The sequence below is a fragment of the Mycobacterium sp. genome (assembly GCF_049281135.1).
Lineage (GTDB): Bacteria > Actinomycetota > Actinomycetes > Mycobacteriales > Mycobacteriaceae > Mycobacterium.
The window spans coordinates 1-3491 of the sequence record NZ_JBAPRN010000243.1 but is presented as its reverse complement, the minus strand read 5'-3'; the positions used below and the strand labels follow the sequence as shown (position 1 = coordinate 3491).

The following is a 3491-nucleotide window of genomic DNA, read 5'->3' as shown; positions in this document are numbered from 1 at the left end:
GGATGACAACGCGCATCTACCTGTCGCCTCCGCACATGGGCGGCGACGAGGCCGGGCTGGTCGCCGACGCCATTGCGTCGAACTGGATCGCTCCGCTTGGGCCGTACATCGATGAGTTCGAACGGATGGCGACCGCGCAGGTCGACGGTCTGCATGCGGTCGCCCTGTCAAGTGGCACGGCCGCTCTTCATCTGGCGTTGATCTTGGCTGGAGTCGAACGTGGTCAGGATGTCTTGTTACCAACCCTGACGTTTGCCGCTACGGCCAACGCCGTGGCTTATGTCGGCGCACGCCCGGTCTTCATTGACGCAGCCGCGGGTTCCTGGCAGTTGGACCCAGCGCTGTTGGAGGATGAGCTGGCCCGACGCGCGCGCAATGGCAACTCTCCCGCCGCTGTCATCACCGTCGATCTTTACGGTCAATGCTGCGACTACGAGCGCATCGAGGCAGCCTGCAACTCGTACGAGGTCCCGATGATCGAGGATGCCGCGGAGGCGCTGGGCGCGACATACCGTGGCCGCGCTGCCGGCAGTTTTGGGATGATGTCGACGCTGTCCTTCAATGGCAACAAGATCATCACCACGAGTGGCGGCGGAATGCTGCTCTCACGCGACAAGCAGCTTGCCGATCGGGCCAGATTTCTTGCGACCCAGGCGCGAGAGGCCGAAGCGCACTACGAACACCGTGAGATTGGCTACAACTACCGCATGAGCAACCTGCTTGCGGCGGTTGGTGTTGGGCAGCTGCGAGTGCTTGGCGAGCACAAGGCACGGAGGCAAGATCACAATCGGTTCTATCGAGAACACCTCGGTCAATTGCCGGGCGTGGAGTTCATGCCTGACTCAGGGCAGGGCGAAAGCTCATGGTGGCTGACGTGCTTGACCGTCGATTCCGCCGTCGCGGGCACGTCGTCGGCCACCATCCGCGAGCACCTCCTTGACCTCGGCATCGAGAGTCGACCGGTGTGGAAGCCCATGCACCTGCAACCAGTCTTCGAGAACTCCGAGGCTGTCGGCGGCGGCATCGCCGAGCGGCTTTTCAGCACCGGTTTGTGCCTACCGAGTGGATCGAACCTGACCGACACCGAGCGGGACGAGGTCGCGTCGGAAGTTCGACGGTGCTTCACCTGACTCGGCCGAAGTCCACCCATCAGAAGTGCGTGGCGGATGCCGATCATGAAGCGTGAGCGACCTCTACGCGTCTGCCGCTGCGGCGGGACCGACGGTCGGCGGCCAACCGACTACGCCGACGGCCAGGACAAGTGTGACGGCCGCCGCCCAGGCCGGCCGGTGACAAAGCCGACGCTGTCCATCAGACTTCGCATATGGATGAAGCGTCCGTCAGGGCATGGGCAACGGCCGATCGGTTGACGCCCTGGTTGGTGTACGACCTCGAACGCATCGCGTGGGTGATCGAGCTACGCGCTGGCGACCTGACCAACGAGGAGGACGGCATCGTGAGAGCCGCCGCGGCCCGAATGATCGCGGCCGTCGATGCCGCGCAGGCTGCGGCTGACAGCCAACTACTGCTGGGGGGAAATCCACATGAGTGAATCCACAACCATCCGTCCGGACACGTCCGACATGGCGGCAGTCCACAAGGTCTTCCGAACCTCGCTGGCCGCTGGACCTGACTTCCTGAGCAGCGCAGCGGGTGATGACGAGCGCCGCGCGCTCATCGCCAACTACTACGCCAACTTGATGGCGTTCCTCAAGGTCCACCACGAGGGTGAGGAGGAGCTGGTCTTTCCGCTCCTGATCGAACGAGCTCCCCAGCACGCCGGCCTCGTCACACAGGCCGAAGGTCAGCACGCCGACGTCATCGGGCGGTTGCTTGCCGTCAGCGAGAGCGTCAACTCCTGGGATCTCAAGGGTGACCCGCAGGCACCGGATCTGCTCAACGCGCTGCGGTCACTCGAGACATCGCTCATGCCGCACCTGGACCAGGAGGAGGCCGAGATCGTCCCCTTGGCGGCTGAGCACCTGACGCCCGAAGAATGGGGGGCGTTGCCCGGGCACGCCATGCGCAGCTTCGACGGGGACAAGATCTGGCTGATCATCGGGCTCATCCGGGAGAACTTCACTCCGCAGCAGCGCGAGGCAATGCTCGCAAACATGCCGCCGCCGGCCCGCGACATGTGGCAAGGCTTCGGTGAGTCCGCCTTCAACGACCTGATCGCTGAGGTCCGTCAAACCGGCTGACGCAAACTGACCCGCTGTTGGCGGACGGCGACTGCGTCACACACCGAGACGCTGGCGGGCCGAGGCGCGGGCCTCGGTGACCGTGATCGGCGTGCCCGCCCGCTGCAAGCCGGTAAGCGGCATGTTCTGGTAGACCGCCTCGTACCGTCCGGCCGAGACCGGGAAGGTTTCATGCCAGATACCCGCGCCTGAGCGCTCGTCCTCAGCGAGCTTGTTCCACGCTCGCCACACCGGCGCGTGTGCCGCGGCCGGGTTCTTCGCGTACGCCTCCAGTGCCTCGAAGGATCGCCAGTACTGGGCAATCACTCCGCCAACTGCACCGAACACCTGGTATCCGAGCAGGCCCTTCGTCGGGTCCTGCTCGAGCTCGACGAGCATGTCGACCATCGCCGCGAGCTGGTCTGCCGCTGGCCCAGCTTGCGCCGGATCGCGGAGCTCGGCCCCGATCAGGAAGACGACGAAGTCGCCGTCGATAGTGGCCGTCCAGCGGCCCGAGTTGGTCTCCATGGGCGTGATGCTCGCACGAGCCCGAAGGCGTGGGCGCTCATTTGGTCAGCAAGCGGCGACGACGCAATAGCGCGATCAGGAGCAGCGCCACACCGACAACGGCGGCGGCGCCCGCCTGCACGGCACCTCGATGAAGCTGATCGACCTGGTTGAACGAGGGGCTCCCCCACCAACGGGTGGTGGAGTACGGCCCGAGAATCAGCAGCACTCCGTCGAGCACCAACCCGACGGCAATCAGGATGGCAACACCGACGGCGCTGAGCCGACCTGAGCGGCCGAGGCCGAAGGTCACGAACCAGCCAATCGCGACCACCGCAAGGCCCATCAACAGCAGGAAGGCCACACCGGCGACAAGTCCCACCGGATTGGTCAACGACGACCCACCCGTTGCGCCATCGAGGAAGCGGTGAACAACGACGGCATGCTGTCGGAGCCCGATCGCCAACGCGAGATTGCCGGTCGTCCAGATGATGAGTAAGACCACGAGTGACCACCAGGCGCGGAGAAATCGGGCTCGGTCGATCCGCTCTTGCCAGAACGTCCAGTCGGCAGGCGCCGCAGGCCAGTCCGCAGCCGGCGCCCAGCCTGGCCACGGTCGCCAGCCAACGGATGGCTCCGGCCATCCGGGCGCCGCGACCCAGATGCGATCCACCCCGGCTGGCACGCGGCCATGATGTCCGATTGCCATCTCGACCGCTAGATAGCGCTGTCGTGGCGCGGTGCTAATTGGGCGCGGCTACCCACGGGGACCGCGGGTCGTCCGGCGAATGATCAACTTCGTTT

5 protein-coding genes are annotated in these 3491 nt (G+C 65.3%); 3 read left to right on the top strand and 2 right to left on the bottom strand.

Translation table 11 applies throughout. The annotated features are described in order from the left end of the window. The 3 genes from WAN02_RS09830 to WAN02_RS09820 all read left to right on the top strand — a co-directional run. The coding region (locus WAN02_RS09830) for an aminotransferase class I/II-fold pyridoxal phosphate-dependent enzyme (protein ID WP_422263964.1) at positions 1-1130 on the top strand (1130 nt) is incomplete at its 5' end. A gap of 194 nt (positions 1131-1324) precedes the next feature. Beyond that, a complete protein-coding gene (locus tag WAN02_RS09825) occupies positions 1325-1552 on the top strand; it encodes a hypothetical protein (RefSeq protein ID WP_422263963.1) in 228 nt (75 codons plus the stop codon). Continuing rightward, positions 1545-2201 (top strand): hemerythrin domain-containing protein, encoded by a 657-nt coding sequence (locus tag WAN02_RS09820; protein WP_422263962.1) that lies wholly within the window; start codon positions 1545-1547, stop codon positions 2199-2201. Before WAN02_RS09825 ends, WAN02_RS09820 begins: the two co-directional genes overlap by 8 nt. A gap of 36 nt (positions 2202-2237) precedes the next feature. Here the strand turns inward: WAN02_RS09820 and WAN02_RS09815 are convergent, their stop codons facing one another. After that, positions 2238-2708, bottom strand: a complete 471-nt coding sequence (locus WAN02_RS09815; RefSeq protein ID WP_422263961.1) for a monooxygenase family protein — start codon at positions 2706-2708, stop codon at positions 2238-2240. A 37-nt stretch (positions 2709-2745) separates the two neighbouring features. Further along, on the bottom strand, positions 2746-3372 hold the full coding sequence (locus tag WAN02_RS09810; protein ID WP_422263960.1) for a hypothetical protein: 627 nt from the start codon (positions 3370-3372) through the stop codon (positions 2746-2748). Positions 3373-3491 lie beyond the last annotated feature (119 nt).